Annotated in this window: 13 protein-coding genes; 5 read left to right on the top strand and 8 right to left on the bottom strand. The window is 70.4% G+C overall.

What is annotated here, in order from left to right; translation table 11 throughout:
* Positions 1-120: 120 nt before the first annotated feature.
* Positions 121-504 (top strand): DUF6083 domain-containing protein, encoded by a 384-nt coding sequence (locus tag ACZ3KP_RS07900; RefSeq protein ID WP_387146156.1) that lies wholly within the window; start codon positions 121-123, stop codon positions 502-504.
* A gap of 338 nt (positions 505-842) precedes the next feature.
* Here ACZ3KP_RS07900 and ACZ3KP_RS07895 read toward each other — a convergent pair whose 3' ends face one another.
* From ACZ3KP_RS07895 to ACZ3KP_RS07875, 5 genes are all read right to left on the bottom strand, one after another.
* A complete protein-coding gene (locus ACZ3KP_RS07895; protein ID WP_467497330.1) occupies positions 843-3,785 on the bottom strand; it encodes a pPIWI_RE module domain-containing protein in 2,943 nt (980 codons plus the stop codon).
* 18 nt (positions 3,786-3,803) lie between these two features.
* Positions 3,804-7,415 carry a pPIWI_RE_Z domain-containing protein gene (locus ACZ3KP_RS07890; RefSeq protein ID WP_467497328.1) on the bottom strand — a complete coding sequence of 1,204 codons (3,612 nt, stop codon included), beginning with the start codon at positions 7,413-7,415 and terminating at the stop codon, positions 3,804-3,806.
* Positions 7,408-8,589, bottom strand: coding sequence for a pPIWI_RE_Y domain-containing protein (locus ACZ3KP_RS07885; protein ID WP_467497326.1), 1,182 nt, complete (start codon positions 8,587-8,589; stop codon positions 7,408-7,410). The genes ACZ3KP_RS07890 and ACZ3KP_RS07885 overlap by 8 nt, the downstream gene beginning before the upstream one ends.
* A complete protein-coding gene (locus ACZ3KP_RS07880; protein ID WP_467497324.1) occupies positions 8,586-10,214 on the bottom strand; it encodes a PD-(D/E)XK nuclease family protein in 1,629 nt (542 codons plus the stop codon). The genes ACZ3KP_RS07885 and ACZ3KP_RS07880 overlap by 4 nt, the downstream gene beginning before the upstream one ends.
* A 68-nt stretch (positions 10,215-10,282) precedes the next feature.
* A complete protein-coding gene (locus ACZ3KP_RS07875) occupies positions 10,283-10,417 on the bottom strand; it encodes a hypothetical protein (RefSeq protein ID WP_388291532.1) in 135 nt (44 codons plus the stop codon).
* A 6-nt stretch (positions 10,418-10,423) separates the two neighbouring features.
* Here ACZ3KP_RS07875 and ACZ3KP_RS07870 point away from each other — a divergent pair, with 6 nt between their 5' ends.
* The gene (locus ACZ3KP_RS07870; protein ID WP_467497321.1) at positions 10,424-11,890 is read left to right on the top strand and encodes a serine/threonine-protein kinase; all 1,467 of its coding nucleotides are present in this window, start codon (positions 10,424-10,426) and stop codon (positions 11,888-11,890) included.
* Between the two features lie 96 nt (positions 11,891-11,986).
* Here ACZ3KP_RS07870 and ACZ3KP_RS07865 read toward each other — a convergent pair whose 3' ends face one another.
* On the bottom strand, positions 11,987-14,056 hold the full coding sequence (locus ACZ3KP_RS07865) for an N-6 DNA methylase (protein WP_467497319.1): 2,070 nt from the start codon (positions 14,054-14,056) through the stop codon (positions 11,987-11,989).
* A gap of 386 nt (positions 14,057-14,442) precedes the next feature.
* On the opposite strand from ACZ3KP_RS07865, the gene ACZ3KP_RS07860 reads away from it, so the two are divergent.
* Positions 14,443-17,025 (top strand): GmrSD restriction endonuclease domain-containing protein, encoded by a 2,583-nt coding sequence (locus ACZ3KP_RS07860; protein ID WP_467497317.1) that lies wholly within the window; start codon positions 14,443-14,445, stop codon positions 17,023-17,025.
* Positions 17,026-17,137: 112 nt separating this feature from the next.
* Here the strand turns inward: ACZ3KP_RS07860 and ACZ3KP_RS07855 are convergent, their stop codons facing one another.
* Together ACZ3KP_RS07855 and ACZ3KP_RS07850 are read right to left on the bottom strand one after the other, a co-directional pair.
* Positions 17,138-19,288, bottom strand: coding sequence for a UvrD-helicase domain-containing protein (locus ACZ3KP_RS07855; protein ID WP_467497315.1), 2,151 nt, complete (start codon positions 19,286-19,288; stop codon positions 17,138-17,140).
* Positions 19,289-19,426: 138 nt separating this feature from the next.
* On the bottom strand, positions 19,427-20,779 hold the full coding sequence (locus tag ACZ3KP_RS07850) for a hypothetical protein (RefSeq protein ID WP_467497313.1): 1,353 nt from the start codon (positions 20,777-20,779) through the stop codon (positions 19,427-19,429).
* 148 nt (positions 20,780-20,927) lie between these two features.
* On the opposite strand from ACZ3KP_RS07850, the gene ACZ3KP_RS07845 reads away from it, so the two are divergent.
* Both ACZ3KP_RS07845 and ACZ3KP_RS07840 read left to right on the top strand, forming a co-directional pair.
* Positions 20,928-21,872, top strand: coding sequence for a serine/threonine-protein kinase (locus ACZ3KP_RS07845; RefSeq protein ID WP_467497311.1), 945 nt, complete (start codon positions 20,928-20,930; stop codon positions 21,870-21,872).
* A 73-nt stretch (positions 21,873-21,945) separates the two neighbouring features.
* Positions 21,946-23,541 (top strand): serine/threonine-protein kinase, encoded by a 1,596-nt coding sequence (locus tag ACZ3KP_RS07840; RefSeq protein WP_467497309.1) that lies wholly within the window; start codon positions 21,946-21,948, stop codon positions 23,539-23,541.
* The last annotated feature ends 62 nt before the right edge of the window (positions 23,542-23,603 follow it).

Genomic DNA, 23,603 nt, shown 5'->3' with positions numbered 1-23,603 from the left:
CCGTCGGTTGCTGGATGCACCTTTCGCGTCACTTTCCCTCTCGCTGCTGCTTGGGCGCCCCAGGAGTCCCGTCCGATTCACCCTCTACGCGCGGCCGGACAGAGTGCCGACCCTCGCTACATGGGGGCTTCCAAGAAGTCGACGCGCAGGCTGGGCGAATCACGCCTGATGTGCCCGTACTGCGGTCTGCCACAGGAACGCGTGGCGACGATCGAACACGACTGGGTGCTGCTGGAGCCCGACATGGCTCCGCTCGCCCACCTGGTGCCGGCGGAGTACCGGTGGATCGAGACGTCCGACGGGCGAGTGGCGGTGTACGGCGTCTGTCCTGCCGAGCCGTTCCAGCGGTGCCGCATCGAGCATCGTCTTGCCTGTCCCGAGCAAACCCTGCCGGACCTGTGGCCGTGGCTGACGACTCTGCGAGGGGAGAACGCGCGGCAAGCCGAGCGGTTGAACGAGCCCGAGCCGCCCCGCCCTCCTGAGGAGTGGCCGGACGCCGGATAATGGGCTTCGGCTGAATCGGTGGGCTGACCTGGGGCGATGCTCCAAGATCCTTTCCGTAAATAGTCCACAGAGGCCGTCATAGCGCTGCCCAGCGCCGCACACGCAAGAGGACCCCGACCTCAGCGTTTCCGCTGGTGACGGGGTCTTTGGGCACCTTGTGAAGGGTGCCCCCGGCAAGGGGCCCAGAACATGGGAACAGAGCAACGCACAAGTGAAACGAGCCGAGCTGGCAATTGAGTCGATCGTCCAGCTGAAGCCATAGGCCTTACGAGCCCCAGCTCCGGGGCGCAGTCCCCGGAGCTAGCGGATGGTTCGGTGCGAACGCGGACGAAGTGGACCTACCGTTGCGATATTTGGGTTGCTGTCTCGTCGAACAGGGCCAACTGCTCCTGCTCGTCGTGCGGTTCCGGCTCCCGCTCCAGCCCCGGGGCTGCCCCGGCATCCGGTGAGGCATCGGCCGTGGCATCCGACGAGGGGCGCTCGTCCTCTGCGGCTCGGGTGGGCAGGACATACTCCTGCGCAAGACCGGCGAGATGCAGGGGCAGAGGCAGACTCAGCGCGTCTGGCAGATCGGGCGCCTGACGGAGCTGGTGCGCTGCGAGTGCCAGGGCCTCGGGAGAGTCGTCGTCCTCGGGATGACAGCCGAGTACTGTCAGCTCCACGAGACCCGGATTCCACGCGGCCTTGTCGGTGTCAACGGTCAGCTTCCCTTTCGTGTTCACTCGGGGGGCAAGCTTGTCGGCGGCCACCGACAGTTTGAAGGTCCGGGCCTTCGGGGTTGTGGACCAGAAGACGCGGGCCGTTTCCGGTGCGGCCGTAGGGGCTGTCCACAGATGGGCCGCGAGGCCGTTCGCCCCGTCTGGGTTTACGCCCCACCACTGCGCCGTTTCCCGCCCGCGTGACGTCCGTACCCGAACCAGCCGCAGATCCGGATCGAGGCGACGGGCGGGCGCGTGACCGTCACGGAACTTGTCGGCCACCACCTTGCTGTCCTGCAGCCAGGTCCAGTGCGAGCGCATGTTCTGGCCGTGGGCCAGCAACATCGTCGGCGTACCGCGCAGAGAGCGGCGCACCCTCTGCATCCACTCCTCGGTGGCTCGGCGCTGCTCGGCCATGTCCGCCCACCACGAAGGGTGGCGAGTGGCCGGAGTGCTGCCGTCGCGCGGGGCGGGCACTGTGCCTGCGGTCGGTACCTCCGCGCGCCTGGTCAGCCGCAGCAGCATCACCGGATACGGCACCCAGGCCCGGCCCTCTTCGTCCCAGCCCTCCACCCGGGCCAGGCCCTGCCCGGACGCCTCGGGTGTGACGAGTACCGCGACCGGCACATGCCCGGCCCAGCGCGTACGGCTGCGGCGGTTCTTGCGGACCATCCACACGGCCGCGTACCGCATACCCGAAGGGAGCCGCTCACCGAGACTGTGCTCGGGGTGGACCCGTACGCCGAGCTGCCGCAGACCGTCGTCCCACGCCTTGGCCGCGCGGAAGTCCTTGTTCTTCTCGCTGTTGTAGCCCTTGGCCTTCTTCGGCACCGCCATGAACTGGGTGAGCACACCGGCGTCCGCGCAGCCGAGCCGCACAGCGAACTTGGCGTCGTGGTCGGGGGAGGTGAAGTCCGCGACCCGGTCGATCTCCACCAGGGCGAGGGACGGAACGGAAGAGGGGGGGTCTTCCGCCGTGAAGGCCGCCATCTCCCGCCGCCGGGCGCCGAGCGCGGTGGTCACCGCTTCACGTGAGTGCGAGGACGCCTCGGGTAGCGCCAGGTCGTGGCCCAGCGAGCGGGTGAGCTTGCGGCAGTGCAGCCGCACCATGAGCTCCGGGGTCTGCCACTCCAGCACGACGGTGCCCTCGTAGGCGTCCGTCTCCTCCGGTGCCCCTCCGTCTCCCTTGAGGCCGAGATGGGCGATCAGCGCGGCCACTGCGGTGTCGCGCATTGCGGGTGTCTGCCAGAACAACCTGGTCTCCAGCAAGGGCAGTGCGCCGGGATCCGCGTCCGGGCTCAGGCAGCGCAGGGCGAAGGCGGCGCCCTTCCTGCGGGCCTCCGTCCGCTGCCGCTCCTCCATGGCCTTCTTCGTCGCATCCGACGGTTCCCGGCGCGGATTCGCGGGAGTGCTCCCGGACAGGCGCGTGTGCACCAGCGCGGGCGCCGGGCGCAGCTGAGCCGGCAGTGCCTCTTCGGCCCACTCGACGATCCGGGAGCGCTGGTCGGGCATCAGACCGGTGCCCACCTCGTGCGACCCCATCGCGGTGCTGTGGACGACGGCGGCCCGCATCCCGTCCTCCAGCCACTCGGCCGGGGCGGTGAGGATGGACGCGGCGTCGGGGAACGACTCGGTCAGGGACATGCTGCGCAGCATCCCGGCAGGCCCGCCGCCCACCCAGTCGTGGCCGCCCTTGTCCCACGCGAGCCGGGCCAGCGCGAAGCGTTCGCTCGCCGGGGCCCCGGGCAGCCACGGCACCCGGGGGCGCAGCAGGACCGTGGTCCTGCGGCCGTACGGCAGATAGAGCCGCCCGGACCTGGCGCCCACCCGGGTGGCGTAGCGCCGGATGTGGGTGTGCAGGTGGAAGCGGGGCAGCGGGTCGAACGGCACCGTCTGGAGCGTGATGTTCAGAACGACGGAGAACCACTCGGAGCCCCGGCTGCCCTCGTGCTTCAGCGCCTGTGACACCAACTCGGCACCTTGGTCGCGGGGCCCGCGCGGCATGGCGCGGAAGCGCAGCCGGCCCGCCCCGTAGTCGTACGGTTCGAGCTGTTCGAGGAGCCGCCGGGCCAGCCAGTCCGTCGTCAGCTGGAACTGCCGGGGATCCGGGGCTGCCGTGCCACCGGCGGCGGGCGGGCAGCGTAGCAACTCCACCTCGACACCTTCCTGCCACTCGGGAGGGTCCTCGAAGAGCGCCTCGCGGGTCTCGCTCAGCAGAGAGCGGTACTCGCGCTCCGGACGCAGATCCTTCAACCAGGCTCCGACGAGAGCCCGGAAAGCCTCAGTCGGCAGCGGATCGGGGATGTCGTCCGGGGCGTACAGCCAGAAATCCGGGTTCTCGCCCCTGTACGCGGAGGGGCGAGGACGCACCAGTACGTCGGGTGCGAGCGTCTGGATCACCTGGTCCATACGGAAGGTGGGTACCGTCTCCAGCGGCTTGTCGCGGCCCGCGTTGCACAGCGCGAGCAGCGGACCGCGCCACTGCTCCGGAAAGGGCAGAGCGCGGTACCGCCCCGTCAGCGAGGCGTCATGTGAGGCGGGCAGCCAGGAGGCGGTGCGGATGGAGTCGTAGCGCTGAGCCATGAGGGTGTCTCGTTTCGTTCAGGAGGTGTGGTGGGTGATGTCCCGCAGCGCCGTGTAGAGCGGCGCGTACAGCAGGCGGGCAACCGCGGGATCACTCGGATCGGGGCAGTCGGGCGGGAGGGTGCCTTCGCCGAAGTACGGGGCGAGGACGTCCCGCAACCCGGTCAGGAGCCCGTCCTCCTGCGGCAGCGGGGAGGAAACGGCACCGGGCGAGAGCAGTTCGGCGGTGTGCGGGGCGAAGCGGGCGTCGACGAAGACCACACGGGCCGGCACACCACCGCGCACCAGTCGGCCGATGACCTGCCAGATCGTCACCAGCTGGTCCCAGGTGAACGACCGCTTCTCGTGGTCGGACAGCCGGGAGTAGATGTATCGGCGGGACAGCAGCCTGCGCCACTCGGCGCGTGCCACGTGCCGGAACGCGAGCCCCGCCTCGTCGAGGTGCGCGGCGGCGACCGCCAGCTTGCCGAACGTGCCCTGGGCCAGTCCGGGTTCGTCGCGGGCGAAGCGGGCGGCCCAGTCGTTGATCGCGAACACGGCTAGTGCCAGGTCGTCCGGGCGCGGATGCGGACGTGCCAGGAAGAGGGCCGTGCCGAAGGCGGCGTTGCGCTGGGCGTTGAGGATGTTGTGGCCGCGCTCGACCGCCATGAGCGGGGCCACGAGGAGTTCCGCGCCGCGGTCCTCGGCGAAGGCGGCCAGGTCGCCGCGACGCAGCGCGGTGGCGCGCTCGGTGCCCGCGGGCACCGGACCCGTCCCGCGTACCGCCTGGTCCAGGTCGGCGTCGTCGGAGGCCAGGACGCGGACGCGGCCGTGCCACCGATCCATGTCGTGCAGGACGTCCGCGACGGTGTTGGCCTCCTTGTAGCTGCCGACCAGCAGGATCGCCCGCCTTCGTCGGTCGTCGGCGATCTTTGCCAGTTCCTGTTCCAGGGGGCTCGGGGCACCGCCGCGGCCCGGGGAGCCGAGCCTGCTCGCCATTGCCCGCGCTGCCGCGGGCCTGGCCTTGGGCTCGGTGCCCGACAGGCTCATCGGGCGGCCCTCGTCGTCGTACAGGAAGTGGGTGGTGAAGACCGACTGGCTCACGGCTTCCAGCGAGCGCGGCGACGGCTTGAGCACGGCGTCTACCGGCGCCGGCACATGGGCGCGGGTGGAGGTCCCGGCCCAGCTCGTGCCGGACATCAACACCACGTGCGGTCCCCGGCGCCCGATGCCCGGGTCGGCTCCTACCTCGTGCAGTGAGAGCAGCAGTTCGCGGCCGACGCCGGCACAGCGGAAGAAGCGCAGGGTGCCGCTGTGCCGTCCGTCTGTATCGCGTTCCCGGTCGTCGGGCAAGTACTGGAAGCCCAGGACGTTACCCATGGGCGCCTCCGGGACCAGCGGGGCGTAGTCGAGGGGAGGACGACGGGAGAGCTCGTTGCCCGTCGAATCCAGGTGCAGGGCGGCCTCCACCTGCGGCCACAGGAAGACCAATCGGTCAAGACGGTGGTTCAGGGCACTCAGCAGGAGCATGAACTCCAGACGCCGGGCAGTGAGATCGAGCCAGGATTCGTCCTCCGCCCTCGCGGCGGCGGGGCTGTCGGCGAGCAGGGGACGCAGTACGGTCAGGACGCGGGCGCGGGTGTCCGACGAAGACAGCGTGGCCAGCAGATCCTGGGCCAGCCGCACCAGATCGTCCGTGGTGTTCCCGTAGGGCCCCAGGCCGCCCAGCGGGTCGTCACGGAACGCGTCGAAGTGGCCGGTCAGTTCCCGACGGCGGGCGTCGGAATCGGGCCCCGACGGATCGGGTTGCGGAACATCGTCCTCGTACGCCTCGAACAACTCCGCCTCATCGGCCACACCATCGGGGGCGCCCGGTGTGCGCTCCGGCCTGAACCAGTCGCCCAGCAGCTTCTCCTGGAGCGTCCAGGGGCTGAAGTACTCGATGTCGGCCCACTCGCGCAGTTCCCCGTCGGAGATCAGCAGCTTGTACAGCCGGTCCGTTGCGGCGTGCACCACGGTCAGAGAGGCGGACCAGCGCTCGATCTCCTGGTCGGTGAGCGGCAGCCGGCCCTGCCGGGACAACTCCTCGATACGGTGCGTCTGCACCTGGTCCAGCCAGGACTCGGGGCCGGGCGAGACCAGTGTCGCCGACGGGGCGAAGATCTCGTCGAGTTTCATCTGCACCGAGTCGGCCTCGTCGACGATGATGATGTCACTGCGCAGGCAGGCCAGTTCCAGGTGGCGCAGCCGTTCGTCGCCCAGATGCCGAGGCACGGCCGTCTGCACCAGGCTCGCCGGGTTGGCCACCCAGATCCGGGCGTCGACGAGTTCGCGGGCCGCGTGGTGGCGCGGGCAGGCGTACCAGAGGGGGCATCCGTGGGGGGTGCCTTTGACTTCAGGTGTGCGCGGCTGCGCGGCCCGATCCCTCTGGCCGGGGCGGTAGGGGTCCGGCAGTGGGATGGAGCCCGCCGGCTCGTTGCCGGTCTTCTCCGCTGGGCGCTTCTCCGGGTACAGCGAGGTGCAGGGGGCGTCGGCGAACCGCAGCGGCTGGGCCGCCTCGGTGCCGCGCAGGGCGTCCACCACGCAGACCGTGCTCAGGTCGTCGAAGCCCGGCGCGTCGTGGTCCAGCAGGTTGGCCCGGCCACGGGAGGCCTGCCTGCGGTGCAGCCGCTGCACATGCGTCTCACGCGTGGTGAGCCCCAGGACCGGAGTCGCGGCGAGCCCGACGTCGCGCAGCAGCGCACTGAGCCGCAGCTGCTCCGCCACATCGCCGACGACGAGCGTCGTCCGCAGTGCGGGCTCGTGCCGCGCACCCCATACGGCGATCAGCGTCATCAGTGTCGACTTGCCCGCGCCGACCATGCCCGCGAGATGCAGTAGCCCGTCCAGCCGCAGGTCACCGTCCTCGGAGAAGCCGAGCCCGTCCGCGTCCCTCGGCGCTATGTGGAGCTCGGAGAGCCGACTCTCCCAGTGTCCCGGGTGGTCGACCTCCTCCTCCCGCTCCACCCGGTCCATCCAGCGCGCGGTCTCCAGGAGGTCCGCCCTGGTCAGGGTGATCGGGGCGCCGCCCCCCGGACGCCCGGCCCCGGGGTTGTGGCCCGGTACCGGTTCGGGCCGCAGCCGTTCGGGCAGGGTGACCGAGACGGGGCGCCGCCGGTCGATGAAGGTGGCCCGCCCGGCGGGCGCGATCGGCAACTCCTTGCGGGCGATCGGGGGGAGTGCGGAGAGCGCAGCGTCGTACACAGCGATTCGGTCGGAGGCGGCGGCCGGTTCGCAGCGTCGTGCCGGGGCGTCGTCCGCGGGGACGGTGTAGGCGCGCAGCCGCTCGGGCAGGGCCGCATACGTTTCCAGGGCCTGCCACCAGGTACGACGCCGCCGCAACGTCCACAGCAGATGGCGGCCGGCGGCAAGCATCACCTCGTGCTCGGAGGTCACCGCGATACCGCGGGCCCGTGCGAAGGGATAGCCGCCGAAGAGCACATACGCCCCGCGGGCCGGTTCTTCCGGCGCGAGGCGCTCCAACAGCCGGAGCGCCAGTTCGACCTGGCAGAGCAGAGCGGGCTTCACCCCGGACAGTTCGGGGGGCACTTCGGCCCACAGTCGGGCGAGCTCCCTGCTGACCGGTTTGTGCCAGCTGTCGCGGTCACGCATCGTGGGCCTCCTGCCGTCCGCCGGACCGGCTTCCCCGCATGCGGGTCCGGGCGCGGGCGATCAGTTCGGTGTCGGTGAGCAGTGGCAGGTTCCGGGCCGCCGCGGGGCGGTTGCGCTCGTACGAGGTGACGTAGTTGGCCCGGTCGTCCACGCGGGCCTGGGGCACCACCCAGAACGCCTCGTCGTACGGGGGCTCGGGCGGAACGGGACGTGCGGCCCGGCCGAGGAAGGCGGGATGCGCCCAGTCCTTCACGTCGACCGCCCACACCCAGCCGTCGGGGAAGGTGACGTGCACGTCGTACGCGTCGTACGCGGGCCACATCCGCACCCGCAACCCGAGCGCCGACAGCCGCGCCTCCAGCTCCACTTCGGCCCGTCCCGGACCGGTGACGAACTGGCGCAGCGGCCGTTCGAGCTGGAGCAGCCCGCCGGCCTCCTCCTTGAGGATGCGGCGCCCCACCGGCGGCGGGCCGAGGCGGCGGCAGCGGTCCCGCTCGCACCACCAGCCGCCGCCGTGCAGCGGGGTCAGCAGGGTGAGGCAGCGGCCGCAGACCGCGTAGCCGTCACCACGAGGGTAGCTCTCCGGGACGGGCTGGTAGATACGCCGCAGCAGTTCTTTGACCGGGTCGAGGACGTGATCCATCGAGACCGCGAACTCCTCGGCCGCGGTGAGTACCGGCCGGGTGACCAGCAGCCGCCGGAACTCGGTGTACGCGTCCTCCTCGCCGTGTTCGCGGCACAGCCGCAGTGCGGCCCGGATGATTTCCCGGTCGCGCAGGGCGAGGGCGCTGTCCTGCGTCTGCTCCGCCCATTCGTGGCACAGCTCGGTCGGCCGTGAGGAGTCCGGGTCCAGCAGCAGGTCCCCGGGGCCCACGGCGTCGGCGGGAAGGTCGACCGGCCAGTCGGCCACGGGACGTTGCCGACACCATGACAGCAGGTCGGGGAGGCTCACCGGAGGCTCAGCGCCCCGCTCCAGACAGGCGAGCACGGTCCGGTCCAGGGCGCGCTGGACCTCGGGCGCATACGGCAGGGTGAAGGCTTCGAGTCCGGTCGCGGCGTCTAGCGCGGTCAGGGCCGAGGCCAATGTGCGCATCAGAGGGATGCCATGGTGGGCGGACCAGTCGACGGCGGGGTAGGGCAGGGCGTCGTCCAGGCTCTCGGGCACGGTGCTCACCCGGCCTTCAAGTGGGCGCGTCCGGCGGCGCAGTGCAGGAGCATCTCGCAGCCCGCGCAGTGGTCCCCCGTCGCCGGCGCGTACGTCTCGTCTACGGCCCAGGGACCCGCCAGCCCGGCGATGATCCGGCGTGCCTCGGCCTGGGTGTCGGGGTCGCCGGGGTCAATCTCCTCGCAGCCCGACCCGTCCCCGTACAGCAGTTCCAGTTCGATCAGTGACCGGCGTGGATCGCCACCGGGCACGTTCGCCGCCATCAGCAGAACCGCGAAGGGGAGTTGTGGATACGTCTCCATCAGCTCCCGCCCCTCCCAGGGACGCCGGGCGGCTGTCTTCGTCTCGTGCCAGATCCAGCCGCCGGAGCGGGTGTAGAGCAGATCGGGGTCGGCGATGAGGACCACGTCCAGCTCGGGGTCGTACGCCGTCAGACGCGGTTGTACCCGCACGGTCTCGCCGGGTGCCAGGCCGTCCAGCGGACAATCGAGCAAGTGCTGGGCGAGCATGGCGAGAGCGGTGGGCTGTTCGGTCTCGGGCAGCCCCGGAAAAGCGTCCGGCAGGGTGGCTCCGCGGCAGCCGCCCTGCTTGTGCCGTTCGTTGAGCCAGTCGTCGACCGCCCGCCCCCTGCGGACGGGCTCGCTCTCCGGTTCGCCGGACCGCAGGTGCAGCACCCGGGTGAGGTGGAACAGTGCCGGGCAGCGGGCATGGACCCGAAGATCGGTGGCCGAGACCGACCGGCGCTTGCGGGGACGCCGCGGTCCCGCCACCCCCAGCAGCCCGGCCGCCCGGGGCGGCTGGGAGCAGCCCGACAGGGCCTCGCACCGCTCGCACCCTGAACCGGGGTTGAGCCGGTCGTCCGCGACCACGCGGGCCAGCACGGGTTTGGCATGCCGCACGAACTCATGTGCCGTGCGGTCGGTGTCCCAGTCCGCGAGCACCCTGTGCTCACCGTCCCCGCAGCCGACGCCGATCACCCGGACCTGCCGTGGACGGGCTGTGATGCCCGCCGCGGGGCGGTGGACGTCACCGAAGGCGGCCCGTGAGGGAACGCCGTCGGCGGTGACGGCCGCCGCTTCGGCGATCTCGGCGGCGGGGCGGTCTTCCTTGACGGAGTTCACGGACAGCAGCCACAGTTCGCGCTCCGAAGCGTCGGCGGAAGCGTACCGCCGTCCCCAGGCGGTGCGTTCGTACCGCGTCGCTCCGCGGTCGTCCGGTGTGTCCCTCTGGGTGATGGCAGTCCACTGAGCGCGGACGGCGATCATTGCGGGGCGCCCGAGCGCGCGGCGGCCGGTTTCGGACAGCTCACGTGCCTTCAGGTAGTTGCGCACGGCCATTTCGGCCCAACTGGCATGCGCGGTGTGCCATTTCGTGCTGCCGTGGAGCCGCCGCAGTGCCGTCTCCGGATCCACCCCGTCGTACTCGATGAGGTCCAGGGTGCGCATGACGGGACCGAGTGCGAAGTCCTCGACGGGTTTGCGGCGCGGCCGTTCCGGCACCTGCCGGACGAACGGCCGTGCCCGCAGGGCGTTGCCCCGCGGGCAGTCCTGCGGATCCTCCCGCAGCAGCGGCAGCGAGGTGCGGATGAGTCCGGTGTTGCCATCGGTGCCGGGTGGGAGCGGATGGAGCGTCACGACGTTCCCCTCGCGACGGAGTTGGGAAAGGCGGTCACCCCAAGGAGAGCGTACGTCTGTGAACTAAGTCAAGGCGCTTTTTTGTTCTGCTCTTGTGAACCGTTATCGTGGGTGCGGCACAGTGCCGTGGTGAACCGGGGGTACGGGTGGAATCCGGCGAAGTCCTCGACGGCCGCTTCCGTATAGAAGAAGCGCTCGATCAAGGGGGCATGGGAAGCATCTGGACGGCGACGGAGACCGCCACGGAGCGGCTCGTCGCGGTCAAGGTGCTGCGCCTCGACGCTTACACGCAGGGCCGGTTCACGCCGGCTGAGCGCGCGCGGCGCCGCGTCGAACTGCTGAAGCGGTTCGAGCGCGAGGGAGCGGTCCTCGAAGAGCTGGACCACCCCGCCATCCCGCGTCTGCTGCATCGCGGCTACCGCCAGGAGGAGCCGTACCTCGTCATGGAGTACGTCGACGGGCCCAGCCTGCGCGAACTCCTCGACCTGCGCCGCCCGTTCCCCTTCGGCGCGGCCGTCGCGGTCGCCGTCCAGATCGCCGAGGCCCTCGGCCACGCCCACACCAATGGCGTGGTGCACCGGGACCTCAAGCCCGGCAACGTGGTGATCGCTGCCGAGGACGGAACGGCGAAGCTGCTCGACTTCGGCATCGCCCACCTGACCGACCCTGACGCCACGCGCTACACGGCGCTCGGTGCCACCCCCGGCAGCGCCGGTTACATGGCGCCGGAGCAGCTCCGCGGCCAGCAGGACGTCTCCGCCGCGGTGGACCTCTACGCGTTCGGCTGTGTGCTGTTCGAATTGCTCACCGGCGAGAAGCCATTCGAGGACAAGCCGGATCGGAACAAGGATGCACAGCACCTCGAAGACCTACCGCCCCGCGTCCGGGACATCAACCTCGGCATTCCCGAGGACCTCAACGATCTCGTGTGGGACCTGCTTGGCAAGACACCTGCCGACCGTCCGGCAAGTATCGGCGAAGCCCTCGCCGTACTGCGCGGATACCTGCCCGTACCCGGCGACCCCGGACCCGACCCGGAGTTGCACCCGGACCCCACGGCCTGGTACCGGCTGGGCGGAGCAGGCCTCGCCGTCGGGCATGCCGGGCCGATGGGGAAGGCGGACCCCGTCGGGCGTGCCGACCGCGTCCGCCGCGGGGGCTCCCGTCGTTCCGTGCGGCGACGCGGCCTCTGGCTGGGACGCAGGGAATTCGCGGACCTGATCGCCCTGGCCAGGGCGGAACTTGCGGCGACCGGACACGGTGCCGAATGCGAACGGCTTGCTTCGGTGCTCGCTCGCGCTGTGTCCGAGTGGGGGCTCCAGGAACCCGCTGTTACGGAAGCCCACCTGGTGTGCGGCGATGCCGCGCGCCTCGACGGCGGCACCGGCCGCGCCAAGGAGCTCTACGAGAAGGTGGTCGCGCTCGGCGACCGGCAGGAACCCCGCCACGGTGCACTGACGCTGGAGGCGCGGCTGGGCGTGGCGGAATGCCAGATCCCCGAGGGGGACCTGCGGACCGCGCTTGAGGAGTGGCGCCGGACCGCCTCGGAAACGCTGAATCTCACCTCGCCTCCGGCTCACTTGGTCGAACGGTGCCGTGAGGTCGCACTCGAACTGAGCGAGCGCGGCTTCGGAGCCGAGGTCTCTTCCCTGGTCCGCCGCCTGGCCGAGCTGTAGGGGCTTCCGGCAATTGCGGCTGGCCCGCTGACCAGTGGCGGCGGTGCCAGGTGCGGTGGCCCGGCTGGGGGACGGTGGCAGAACCGGGTACGGCGGTCAGGTGCGCGGCAACCGGCCGTGGGCCAACAGATCACCGAGCGAACGGACGAGTTCGCCTCCCACCTGGCGAATCCCCTGAAGTTCCCTCTCGAACGTCGTGATCCTCCGGTAGATCTCTCCGTACCGTCGTTGCTCCTCCAGGGAGAACCGGGGCACCCGCAGCCGCCGTACATCCACACGGGACGTGGTGGACGCGTGGGTGCCCGCCTGGCGGGCATTGTCGGGAGCCCGTAGGCAGCCCGCCAGGAACCAGGGATCGAGGACCGAAGGGTCCACGCGCAGAGCGCAGAGCTGCGGCCCGAGAACCGACGGAGCCTCAGTGTCCACATGGACGTCGAAGTCTCGCGCCAGCACCGACAGGACCACATCCTGCGAAGCGGTGACGGTCAGTGCACCGCTCTTCTCGCCGCGCGCCACCTCCGCCGCCGGGAGCCAGAGCTCAGGGCCCCCAGGTCGACGAAGACCGGTCAGCACCCGTGTCCCGTCCGCCGGAGGCACACCGCGCTCCACTTCCGCCTCGGGCAGCGTCTGCCCGCCACGGATCTCCAGGGCTCCGGCCCGTTCCAGCTCGGCGACGGTGATCAGCGGCGCGATGTCGCCGGCTTCGACCGGCTCCAGGGCCGACAGCGCGCCCGCGGCGTCATGGAGTTCACTCGCATGGGCGTCGAACAGGGTCCAGGACCGTCGCATGTCCACGAGGTCGGCGGTGTGGCTGCGTGGAATGTGCCGAGCCGGTGTGAGGTCCACCGCCTCGTCCAGCAGATCGATGACCGGAACCATCACGCTTCCCGGCCCGCCCGATCCCCGGAGGGCCTTCACCACCTGCTCCGTGATCCGCTTCCAGTCGACATTGCTGCCACCGGTTCCACCGCTCCCGCTCCCGGTGCCGCTCTGCCCGGCCACGGTGTCCACCAGGGTCACCTCGCCCGGGGAAGCCCCGGGTTCCCCGCCGGTACCCGCTGAGCGGAGCACCCACAGATGGAGGCCCACCCCGTACGGAGGTGCGGCGCCGGGTGGCAGGGCGATCACGGTCTGCAACACCCCGGCGCGCAGCAGGCCGGCCCGGATGCGCCGGCCGGCCCGCCGCGCCGCGACCGCGGGCGGCAGCACCACGACCCCGACCCCTTCCGGGGCCAGCGCGGCGGCGATGTGCTGGACCCACGCCAGTTCGGATTCTGTGCGCGACGGCTGGCCGTACACCCAGCGCGGGTCCGTCGCGAGTTCCGCGTGTCCCCAGTCCCGCTCGTTCGACGGCGGGTTGCAGAGGATCACGTCGGCCTGTACGTCCGCCTGAGCATCGGCGCGCAGGGTGTCGGCCGCTGTCACCGTGACCTCCGGCAGGGCCGACCCTGTGTATCCGGTGGCGGCCAGCCGTGCTCGCGTCAGGGAGGCGAGCACCGGGTCGCTGTCCTGCCCGCGTAGCTCGGCCAGTCCAGAGCCGTCCCATCGCCGTCCCGCCGCCAGAAGCAGGGACCCGGTGCCGCACGCGGGATCGAGAACGACCCGTATCTCCTCGTCATGGACCGCCGAAGCGATCTCCGTCATGAGGTCCGCGAGTGGTTGGGGTGTGACGGCGATCTGCCGTACGTGGGTGCGCAGCCACCGCTCCAGCAGGAAACCGAAGGTTTCGGCAGCACCTTTGGCCTCGGCCAGGCGCAGGGTTCGCTCCAGGAGTGCGGACTGCTGCTCGTCAAGACCGGACTGCCCCGCGTCGAGCACCGCCGAAGCGGCTTGACCACTGGCGTCCGGCTTGGCGGGCTCCCCGCACAACCGCAGACCCACCTCCGCGACGAGGAGCCCCATCGCATCCCGGTCGCCCAAGGCCTCGTACTCCGGCCACAGCCGTTCCAGTGGCCCCACGACAGCCTTCAGCTTGCCTTCCTGATGCAGCCATGCCTCGATCTCGGTGAGCGAGAACAGCGGGCTCGCATCCGTGCCCCCGACCGGTGCGGGGAAGGTCTCGTGGCGCCGCCGCCAGTTGCTGACCGCGGCACGCCCAACACCCGCGATCCGCGCGACCTCGGCGAGGGGCACGGAGACGGCGGCGGACTCTGCGGACTCGGGCATCGGACTCTCTCCGGGAGGGGCACAGACCTGCTGCGCGTGGGGTGCGCGGCCCACGCTACAGAAACTGAGCGCACGGAGCCATGCATGGCTTGACTGAGTTTATGGACGCAGTGGCGACAGTCGAAAACATCGCCCAGGACCTGAGCCCGACGAGAGGCTGGGCGCTGTCGAGCATCGGCACGACTGCTTGGTCTGGTGAGCCGGCTCGCAGAAGCAGTTGAGGCTTCCGCGAGACCTTCGCCGATAGCTCACCCGCAGCCGGAACAAGATGTGCGACTTGACTCCCGAAGTGACGTCACCGCTACTGATCGAGTCCAGGCAGAGCACACCCCTGCCGCGATGGTGGAATATGGGTCGCCTGGGACTCAGTGGGGGGAAAGACGCGCGTGCACGCTCAGGAGACCACGTTCAACGAACTCGTCCAGGGCGAGAAGCAGTACCAGGTGCCGCTCTACCAGCGCACCTACAGCTGGCAGCGGGAGGAGTTGCAGCAACTCTGGGCCGACGTACAGGAGTTGGTCGAGGAGCAGTTGGAAGGACGGCACCCCGCGGCGCACTTCCTCGGCTCCGTGGTGCTGGCACCCGGCCGGATCACCGCCGGCGGCATGCAGCGCTGGCTCGTCGTCGACGGGCAGCAACGGCTCACCACCCTCATGCTCGCCTTCACCGCGCTGCGTGACCGCCACCGGGAACACGGCGCGGAGCAGAAGGCCGAGCGCATCCACGACCTGGTGCTGGTCAACAAGTACCGCAGCGGCGATGACCACTACCGTCTCCTGCCGACGCAGGCGGACCGCGATGCCTTCACCGCCTGCGTCGAGAGCTCACCCAGGGCTGGTGGCCCCGGCAACGTGGGGGCCGCCTACCGGTTCTTCCTGGGCGCCCTCGCCGAGGGCGAGGAGAACGGCGGTGAGGCGTGGACGGACGCGGTGGAGACCGTGCTCAGCGGACTGCTGTCGATCGTGGAGATCACCGCGGCGGAGGGCGACAACGTCTACCGGATCTTCGAGTCGATCAACAACACCGGGGTCGGACTCAGCCAGAGCGACCTGCTGCGCAACTACCTCTTCATGTGCCTGCCGACCCGCGGTGAGTCGGTTTACCGCAGCCTCTGGTTGCCCATGCAGGAACGGCTGGGCCCCGCCAACCTCGAACTCCTCGTCTGGCTCGACCTGGTGGTGGCCGGCAACAGCCGGGCCAAGCAGAGCGAGATCTACCGCGACCAGAAGAAGCGCCTGGAACCCCTGAGTTCCGACGAGGCGGCCCTGGAGGCCGAGATCGCCTCCCTCGCACGGCGGGCGGAACGCCTGATGCGCATCCTGGAACCCGAGCGGGAGCCCGACCCGGACCTGCGCGAAGTGCTGGAGCGGCTGTCCCGGTGGGGCGGCCAGACCCACTACCCGCTTGCGCTCCACCTGCTCGATCGCGTGGACGACGGACAGGCCACACCCCACCAGGCCGCCCGGGCACTGGCGTACGCCGAGAGCTACATGGTGCGGCGCCTCTTCACCGGGTACTCCACTACGGGCAGCAACCGGGTGTTCATGGAGATGCCCAAGGAGATGGAGAAGGACGACGACCCGGCTGAGGCCGTACGAACCTTCCTGTCGAAGAACAAGACGGGCGCCCGTGTCTGGCCCGACGACGACGCCGTCCGCGAGGCCATCCGCACCCGGCCCTTCTACAAGGCGGGCCGCAGCAACCAGCGGTTCCAGGTGCTGCGCAGGCTGGAGGAGAGCTACGGAGCCAGCGAACCGGTCGACTACGCCAAGGCGCGTCTGACCGTCGAGCACGTGCTGCCGCAGAGCCCCGCCCACCAGTGGCTGGACCTGCTCGCCGAGGAGACCGAGGACGGACAGGGACCGGAGGAACTCCACGCCCTCCTGGTCCACACACTGGGCAACCTGACCCTCTCGGCGGACAACGCGAAGCTGTCGAACCACCCGTTCCGCCGCAAGCAGGAGATCCTGGACTTCAGCGCTCTGCGGATGAATCAGGAGATCGCCGGGCGGGAGCGGTGGGGGAAGGCGGAGATCCTCGACCGGGCCGCCGACCTGGCCGACCGGGCGGTGCGGCTGTGGCCCGGCCCCGTCGCGGGCACAGCCCCTGTGGACGACGAGTGGTCCGGCTGGAAGGAGCTGCGGGCCGCGCTCCTCGCCATGCCTGCCGGAACATGGACGACGTACGGCGATGTAGCGGCGCTCATCGGCACCCATGCCGTCCCGGTCGGCCAGCACCTGGCGTCCAAGGCGGGTCTGCACGGCGCCTACCGGGTGCTGACGGCGGACGGCCGCGTCTCGGCGGGCTTCAGGTGGCCGGACGGCCAGGAGTCGGGGGACGCGCGGACACGCCTGGAAGCCGAGGGCGTCCCCTTCGACGACTCGGGCCGGGCCCGTCGCTCCCACCGGCTGACCACCGCCGACCTGGCGGCGCTGCTCGGCAAGGACATCGCCGAGGAGGCCGAGCCGTCACCGCAGGCCGACGACGAGCAGCAGACGGCGGCCGGCCGCTTCGAGACGCAACTGCGCGAGAACCAGACCAAGGAGACCCTCGACGGCGTCCTGGGCGCCCTGCGCTTCTGGGAGCAGCAGGGTGGCCACCTTGCCTACGGCAGGGCGAGCGAGACCAGTTGCTTCCCCACGGTACGTTTCGGCAGCGAACCCGGTTCTCGCGCGCTATGGCCCCTGGCGATCTACCCGGTCTCCGGCACGGTCGAGGTCGTCTTCCAGTATCTGAAGCGGCGTCCCCCGTTCGACGACGAGCCGCTGCGGCGCGAGCTGATGACCCGGCTGAACGACATCGAGGGCATCGACCTGGCCGAGGCCAAACTCGACCTGCGCCCGTCCTTCGCGGTGGAGGTCTTCGCCGAGCACAGCGACGAGATCTGCGCGGTGCTGGAGTGGTTCGCGCACACGGTGGCCCTCGCCGAGGCCCGCCGTATGGCGGACGAGGATCCCGGCACCCTCTGATACTCGGCAGTGCCCAGGTGGCGGGTGGGGCGTTCGGAATCCGCGGCCCCACCCGCGTCGCGCCGCCCTTGCACGCAGCGCTTCCCGCGGGCGCCAGGGGGCGCTGCGGGCGTCAGGGGTGGGGGTTCGTTACCGGCGCCAGGAATGGGCTGGGAGCGCCGTGCCAGGATACGCGGAGCGCCTCGCGCGCCCGTGTGCAGGCCACGAACAGCAGGCTCAGCTCGCTGTTCATGTCCTCCTGGTGCTGCTGGGCGTCGACCTCGACGGCGGTGACGGCCGACTTCATCGGCACGGTTCCGTCGCTGACGCCTGCCACGGCGACGCAGCGGAACTCCAGCCCCTTCATCCGGTGCATGGTCCCGATCCGCACACCGGGGCCTCCGCGCCCGGAGCCGAGCACGCACGCCGCGATGCCGGCCCGCTCCAGAGCCTGTGCGATGTCCCGCCCCAGCTGGATGAAGCGCACCGCCACCCCGATGTCCTCAGCTTCCACTCCCGAGCCGGTCCAGTCCCGTACCCGGGCCACCAGCGCCTCGATCTCCTCGGGTTTGGTGGTGTAACCGGCCGTCGTGGGCCGCTCCCCGTTCATGGTGGAGCGGTACCCGGCCAGCGTCTCGTCCCCGCCGTCCATGTCGTCGGGCTCCTCGCCGGTCAACAGCGAGGAGGACCACGCCAGGATCTCCTGCGTCGTGCGGTAGTTGATCCGCAGCCGGTGCGACCGCCCGACGACCTGGATGCCGAGCGAGCGCAGCGACACCCGGTTCCCGTAGATCCGCTGGTAGGTGTCCCCGGCGAGGAACAGATCGTCTGGACCGGGGGGTACCAGGGCACGCAGGAACCGCCACTGCGCGGGGTGCAGATCCTGCGCCTCATCGACCACGACATGGCGGTACGGCCGCTCCTCCCGATCGTCCAGGATGCGTGCAGCCTCCGCGCACACCTGCAGGAACGTCCACTCGCCCGCCTCGCGCAACTGCTCCTCGAACGCGGAGACAGCCCGCCATACCTGAAGGCGCTTCAGGGGCGGGAGCGCGGTGCCGCGACCGGTGCGCGGCGCCTTCAGGTACTCCTCCGGGGCTGTCAGGGACTGCGCCAGGATGATCTGACGCCATTCCTGGTCGAGGAAGACGTCCGCGAAGTCGATCCCCAGCCGCCGCGCGATCCGCGCCCAGCGAGCGGTGATCTCCTTCTGGTCGAAGACCAGCTTCAGGGGTGTGCCGCCACGCTCCGCCCGGACGATCTCGTTGGCCAGTGCGTCGACATTGACCACCCGTATCCTCGCCCGGACGTCCTCCTCCTTGACCAGCAGCCCGAGACAGCGCTCCAACTCGGCGGCGAGATCCTTGGTGTACGTGGTGAGCAGGACGCACCCTTCGGGGGCGTCCGCGGGCAGTCGTCGCGCCAGGTGGTACGCCCGGTGCAGGGCGACCACGGTCTTCCCGGTGCCGGGCCCGCCAGTCACCCGCGCCGGGCCGGCGTAGCCCTCGTGGTACGCCACCCGGTACTGGCTCGGGTGCAGGAAGACCCGCCACGCGTCGAACGGGCGCTCCAGGATTCCCTGCAGTTCGACGGGGCCCGACACGAGCGTGACCCGGCCGCGTGAACGGGCCATCGCGGTCCCCAGCTCATCACCGTCGTCGGCTGAAGGAGCCTGCGCGGCCGTCCGGGCGTACGCCTGCACCAGTTCCCGGTCGATGGCCTCGGGCTTCATACCGGTCGCGAGCCCAAGCAGCACGTCGTACTGCTGCTCCGGCAGCACCTTGTGCAGAGCCTCCAGGTGATCCTCGTCGGGAATCAGCCGGATGATCGGCAGGATCTCCTCGTCCACGCCGAGGCTGCGCAGCACCTTGTCCGGGTACTCGGAGGCGGGGAACAGACGGGACGGTTCCTCGGCGGCCAGCGCCCGCAGCCCGGCCGTGGCCCGTTCCAGTGCCACGTCGTTGCGTATCTCGATGCCCTGGGTCGCCTCGTTCACCGACGCGCGGTGCTTGGCGGCCCAGTCGTTGGCCTTGTCGTGGGGGAGCACCTTCAGCAGCAGATAACTGCTACCCGACTCCGCCTTCAGAACCACGCCCCGCCAGAAGTCGGTGATGCGGATGGTCCGCAGCCGCGGATCCTTCTGGTGCGTGAGCTTCTCCAGATGCAGTCCCGCGTGTGTGGCTGATGCGAACTTCTCGAACACCTCGAAGACGCGTTTCTGGACGGGTTTCTCCAGCGCCGCGAACTCCAGCAGGAAGTCGCGGTGCATGCCCAGCGTCGCCATCCGTGCCCCTCCGCCTGCTCAGGCGTTCCCCTCCAGGAACTGCGAACACCTTACTGACCGGATCCGACCCAGGAGGCAGGTCCGTACGCGCTATGGGCAGAGGCAGGGTGATGCGCCGCCCAGCCGGCCCGGTGCGCGTCAGTTGACTCGACGGTTGCCGGGCGGAACCTCGCTCCGGTGCATCCCGACGACGACCGAGCCTGGCCCCCCGACGGACAGGCTCTCGCGTATCAGGTCGATGACGTAGTCCCAACTGGTTCCGCGCGTGCCGATCCACCCGTCCCTGAGCAATGTGGTGAAGGTGGTGTTGTTCAGATACCGGGGAACCGATTCCTCGACGATGCGTGTCCCGCTGGCCGGTCCAGCGGACTCGGGGCGCTGGAGCAGCTCCCGGAAATGCTCTCGCGTGAGGTACATGCCGGGTATGAGGGCTGCCGAATTCATCATGAAGGGAACGGTCCGGCACAGCTTGACCATGCTGGGCGTGTCAACCAGGCGTGGGTCTCCCGGAGTCCTCGAGTTCTGGTGGCCCGCCCGAGCCAGCTCGTCCCCGGCTCTACAGTCGTCGTCCACGGCTTCCATCCGCTTCAACTCCCGCTCACCGGTGCCGTCGTGCCAATAGACCCAGCTGCGTCCACTCTGGCGCATGCGCTTGTACTGGACCGTCGCCACGCTGCGAGCGTGTTCGTTCACGTAGATCATGTCGACGCCCATGACGGCCTCGGCGTTTGTCCGGTTGGCGTTGTACACGAACAACCGGTGGGGGGATTCGGAGTTGCGGCGGTAGATCCGCCAGCCGACGTGCACGGCGTCCTCGCCCTCCATGCCGGGGAAGCGCAGGTAGTCATGGACGATCTGCTGGTCCTCGATCTGCCGGAGAGCGGGCAGCCCTTCGAGGAAGGGGACGGAACGGGAACGGGGATCGTTCTCACCGAGCGGCGGCTGCCATGCTTCCAGCGGGTCGCGATCCGCGCCGAACGCCTCAAGGAGGGTGCCCACGGCGTCCTTCTCGAGGCTCAGCCGTTCTCCCACCTCCCCGGTCGGAGGGTTGGCTCCCAGGCTGTTCTCCAGGCCGTCCAGCGTCTCGTTGAGTTCTGGCCGCAGGCGCCGGACCGCGTTGAGCAAGTTGTCGCCCGCCGCAGGAGACATGCGGCCGTCGTCGCCGAGAAATCGGCGGCTGGCGCCCATGGCGCCCTCGAGATCAACGAGGGGCAGTGGCAAGTGGAGTGTCGTGAAGTCGCGCGTGAGCAGGGCTCGTTCGTATGTCCCCGACCGTCTGCCTGGGAAGACGCTGCCCACCCCGATGATCCTGCGCTGCTCATAGCGGGCGTGACGGTCCGTGAAGAAGGCGAGGCACCATACGCGCGGCTTTCTCCAGTCCTTGTGCGGGTACGCGAAGGTCCGCTCACCGCGGATCAGCCATGCTGGAGGTTTCTCGGGGAGCCGCTCCATCATCAGCGCAGTGCTGTGCACCAGAGCGACGGCGACCATCTGTGACCTCCTGGATCTTGTGGGACTGGAGGCCCATATTGTTGGACAGGTCCCCAGCCGCCACGACGAAGTAGCTGCCAATCGGTCATGTGAATGGCGATGATTCGACGGTGACGGCGCTGGCGGAGCCAGGTTCAGGAGGAAGATCGTGCACGCCATCGGCCAGGGCACCGTGCTCGGCGACCGCTATGCGTTGGATCGTCCCCTCGGACGCGGCAGCATGGGGCAGGTCTGGCAGGGACGCGACTTGCACCTGGAGCGCCCGATCGCCGTCAAGATCGTCGCCGCGGAACTTTTCGCCGAGGCGGAGGACCGCGACCGGGCGCGGCGCAGATTCGTACGGGAGGCGAAGGCCGCGGCGGCGCTCGACAGCGCCAACATCGCCACCGTCTACGACGCGGCCGTCGCCGGTGACACCCACTGGCTCGTGATGCAGCTCGTCGACGGGGCGACGCTCGGCACGCTCATTGACGAGGCCGAGGAAGAACGACTGGACGTGGCGTCCGCGGCGGCAGTCGCCGCCCAGATCTGCTCCGGCCTCGCCGCCGCGCACGCCGCCGGTCTCGTCCACCGCGACCTGAAGCCCGAGAACGTCATGATCCGTCGCGACGGCGTGGTGAAGATCCTGGACTTCGGGCTGGTGAAACTGATGGCGGACGACGGTCCGAAGCTGACCGCCACCGGTGAACAGCCCGGCAATCTCCGCTACGCGTCGCCCGAGCTGCTGTCGGGTGAAGCGGTGCTCGACGGGCGCAGTGACCTGTACAGCGTCGGCTGTCTGCTGCACCACATGCTCGCCGGAACGCCGCCGTTCCCCGGGGAACGGCCGATGGCCGTCCTGCGCGGGCATCTGCACGACGCGCCGCCCAGTCTCTCCGCGGTGGGCGTACCGGTACCGGAGGCGCTCCAGGAACTGCTCCTCGCCCTCCTGGCCAAGGACTGCGAGGACCGGCCTGCCTCGGCCGCCGAGGTGTACGGCGCGCTCGGACCGTGGCTGCCCACCGCCCGCCCGGGACCCGGCACCCTGCACGGCTTCGCCCCCGAGGACCCGCGCCGCCCGTTCGTGCTCCCGCAGGGTCCGTACCCGGTGTGACCGCCCGGTCACCGATCGCGTGAGAATATGCCGTACGGGCGACCGCGCGACTGGGTAGGGGGCCGAGTACGGCGTGACACGACGGATCAGAGGACACTACGAGCTGATCGACCGCCTGGGCCGCGGCGGTATGGGCGAGGTGTGGTCGGCCCGGGATCTACGGCTGGACCGGCCCGTCGCGGTCAAGTTCCTGGCGGCGGGCGGCCACGGCATCGACCTCGACCGCATGGAGCGGCGCTTCCAGCGCGAGGCCCGCCTCACCGCCCGGATCCGCCACGCAGGCGTGCCGGTCGTCCACGAGTCGGGTCGGCTCGACGGGGACGACGGCGACGGCCTGTACCTCGTCATGGAACTCGTGCGTGGCGACACACTCTCCCGGCTCCTCAAGCAGAACGGCCCCTTCCCGATCCACCTCGCCGCCGCGGTCGCCGCACAGACGGCCGACGCCCTGTCCCACGCCCACCGCATCGGCGTCGTCCACCGGGACCTGAAGCCGTCCAACCTGATGCTCACGCCGGACGGCACGGTGAAGGTGCTCGACTTCGGTATCGCGGCGGCCATGGAGCCGGACCCCGATGAACCCCGACTCACCCGCACCCAGGAAGTGCTGGGCACGCCCGGGTTCATCTCACCGGAACAGGCGGACGGCGGGAGGGCGACGGAGCGCAGCGACCTGTACGCCCTGGGCTGCGTGCTGTACGAGATTCTGGCGGCCCGCCCGCCCTTTACCGCTGGTACGGCCGTCGCACTCCTCTACCGGCACGCGTACGAGGAACCGCCCCCACTCGGTGATCTGCGCGGCGACATACCCGCGGACTTCGGCTCCCTCGTCATGCGGCTGCTGGCCAAGTCCCCCGACGACCGCCCCTCGGCCGAAGAGGTCCACAGCGCGGCACGCGCCTGGCTTGCCCGACGGCCCGACCGGGCCGTCCCCAGAAGCACGTCCGCCGCCCCCAGAGGCACGTCCGCCGGGCCGGACAACGCGGCAGCCACCGGATCCGGCGCCCTGCAGTCCGCTTCCGTCTCCGTGTCACCCCCCGCCGGCCGTGCCCCGTCCCGGCCGATCCCCGTCCCACGCCCGGCGCCCACGGGAGACCCGGCCCAGGCCGCTGCTGTGCCCCAGGAAATCCTCGACCAGGCCGCGCGGGGCGACCACGCGGGGGCCGCCGCCTCACTGGAGCGGCGACTGCGCGAGGCGGGCCGCCCGCTCGACGACGCCGAGTCCGTGGCAGCGCGGCTGACGCTGTGCGACCTGTTGCTGAAGGCCGAGGAGTTCATCCGCGCCTACGACGGCTATTCCGCCCTCGGTAGCGCCCTCGGTCGCAGCCGCCCCGCGACGGACCTGGACGTACTGGCCTGCCGGGCCGGCGCGGCCACGTGCCTGGCCGAGCTGGGGCGCACCACTGAGGCGCTGCACGAGTTCGAAGACCTCCTGCCAGTGCAGCGGAACGCCTTCGGCGCCGCCGACCGGGGTGTGTTCGACACCAGGTTCCGGATCGGCTCGCTCGTCGCCCGGACGGGAAGGCTGCGCGAGGCGCGTGACCAGCTCACAGCCCTGCAACAGGAGCAGGAGCGGATTCTTCCGGTCGACGACGAATGCCACGCGCGGACAGATAGCCTGATCGCCCGGCTGGACCGGATGCTATCCGAGCCCGGAAGTCGTGCGTGAACTGTGTTCACGCGATCACGGCTGATGCTAGCTTACTGCCGGGGACGGGGCGGAGGCCCCGT

The organism is Streptomyces sp. NPDC020958 (assembly GCF_055562175.1).
The sequence above is the reverse complement of the archived record's forward strand: the minus strand, read 5'-3'. Positions and strand labels throughout refer to the sequence as shown.

Bases quoted from the DNA above. Each gene is read 5' to 3' on its own strand.
- ACZ3KP_RS07850 (WP_467497313.1), bottom strand. From the start codon at position 20,779: ATGGTCGCCGTCGCTCTGGTGCACAGCACTGCGCTGATGATGGAGCGG.
- ACZ3KP_RS07890 (WP_467497328.1), bottom strand. From the start codon at position 7,415: ATGCGTGACCGCGACAGCTGGCACAAACCGGTCAGCAGGGAGCTCGCC.
- ACZ3KP_RS07895 (WP_467497330.1), bottom strand. From the start codon at position 3,785: ATGGCTCAGCGCTACGACTCCATCCGCACCGCCTCCTGGCTGCCCGCC.
- ACZ3KP_RS07855 (WP_467497315.1), bottom strand. From the start codon at position 19,288: ATGGCGACGCTGGGCATGCACCGCGACTTCCTGCTGGAGTTCGCGGCG.
- ACZ3KP_RS07865 (WP_467497319.1), bottom strand. From the start codon at position 14,056: ATGCCCGAGTCCGCAGAGTCCGCCGCCGTCTCCGTGCCCCTCGCCGAG.
- ACZ3KP_RS07870 (WP_467497321.1), top strand. From the start codon at position 10,424: ATGGGAAGCATCTGGACGGCGACGGAGACCGCCACGGAGCGGCTCGTC.
- ACZ3KP_RS07900 (WP_387146156.1), top strand. From the start codon at position 121: ATGGGGGCTTCCAAGAAGTCGACGCGCAGGCTGGGCGAATCACGCCTG.